This window comes from Streptomyces sp. NPDC048506 (genome assembly GCF_040651315.1).
Taxonomy (GTDB): Bacteria; Actinomycetota; Actinomycetes; order Streptomycetales; family Streptomycetaceae; genus Streptomyces.
In genome coordinates this window covers 1-1,308 of sequence record NZ_JBEZIX010000134.1, presented here as the reverse complement: position 1 = coordinate 1,308, position 1,308 = coordinate 1, and the positions used below count along the sequence as shown (strand labels likewise).

The 1,308-nt window shown below is 68.4% G+C and carries 1 protein-coding gene; it reads right to left on the bottom strand.

Translation table 11 applies throughout. The features are described 5' to 3' along the window. Window positions 1-39 precede the first annotated feature (39 nt). The gene (locus tag AB0C96_RS43065; protein ID WP_362925762.1) at window positions 40-1,263 is read right to left on the bottom strand and encodes an IS30 family transposase; all 1,224 of its coding nucleotides are present in this window, start codon (window positions 1,261-1,263) and stop codon (window positions 40-42) included. Window positions 1,264-1,308 lie beyond the last annotated feature (45 nt).

The window sequence follows — 1,308 nt, the reverse complement described above, 5'->3', positions numbered from 1 at the left end:
GGCGGATTCTGGGGATCGTCGCAACACGTGGTCGGTTGATCAGGCCGCGAGCAGTTTATGCAGGCGCTCGGCTGGGGCTTCCCAGCCGAGCGTTTTGCGTGGGCGGCCGTTGAGTTCGGCGGCCACGGCGGACAGGTGGTCGCGGCCGTGGACGGACAGGTCGGTTCCCTTGGGGAAGTACTGCCGGAGCAGGCCGTTGGTGTTTTCGTTCGAGCCGCGCTGCCAGGGGCTGGCCGGGTCGCAGAAGTAGACCGGGATGTCGGTGGCGGTGGTGAAGGTGCCGTGGGCAGCCATCTCGGCCCCTTGGTCCCAGGTCAGTGAACGGGTCAGGTGGGTGGGCAGGCACTGGACGGTGTCGACGAGGGCGTCACGCATGTTCTCTGCGCTGCGACCGTGGGGCAGATGGACGAGCATCACGTAGCGGGTGGCGCGTTCGACGAGGGTGCCGATGGCGGAGTTGCCGTCCTTGCCGATGATCAGGTCGCCTTCCCAGTGGCCGGGCACGGCCCGGTCTTCTGCCTCGGCAGGGCGTTCGCTGATCATCACCATCGGGTCGGTGAAGCGGGGGCGGCGCTGCTGGGCCTGGCGGCGGGGCTTGCGGCGGACGCGTCCCGATCGCAGTGCTTTGGCCAGTTCGCGGCGGAGTTCGCCGCGGCCTTGGACGTAGAGGGCCTGGTAGACGGTCTCGTGAACCACGTGCATCTCCGGCCGGTCGGGGAAGGTCTGGAGCAGAGCCTGGCAGATCTGTTCCGGGCTCCACCGTAGGTCCAGGCGGTCCTGGATGAAGTCCCGCAGCTCGCGGTTCTGGCCGATCTTCCCGGGCTTGGGGCGGGGCCGACGGGCATCCGCGCGGGCCTGGGCGGCATGCGGACGGTAATGCCGGCCGCCGCGCGGATCGACGGTGCAGTTCCGTCGAATCTCCCGACTGATGGTGGACGGGCTACGGCCCAGCTCAGCAGCGATCGCACGGACCGTGGCCTTCTCCCGCAGCCGGTCGGCGATGTGGATGCGGTCAGCCTCACGCAAGTAGCGTGACGGGCCGGAGGCGGGCGCCACCCGCTGTGCGGGTGGCGCCCCTTTGTGCGTGGAGGTCGGATTCCTGCCGTTGCGCCACCGCTTGCCGGTCCGGTAGTTGATCCCGACGATCCGGCACGCTTCGTAGCTGGTCAGGCCCTGGTCCATGAGCCGAAAGTATTCCTCCCGCTCACGGACCAGCTTCCGTCGCCCTTGCCCCGTCCGCTCCTTGCGGATCTCGAAGTCCATCGCACCCCTTGAGCTGGGGTGTTGCAACGACTCCTAGAACCCAAG

Coding starts and splice junctions, on each gene's coding strand:
- AB0C96_RS43065 (WP_362925762.1), bottom strand. CDS start 1,263: ATGGACTTCGAGATCCGCAAGGAGCGGACGGGGCAAGGGCGACGGAAG.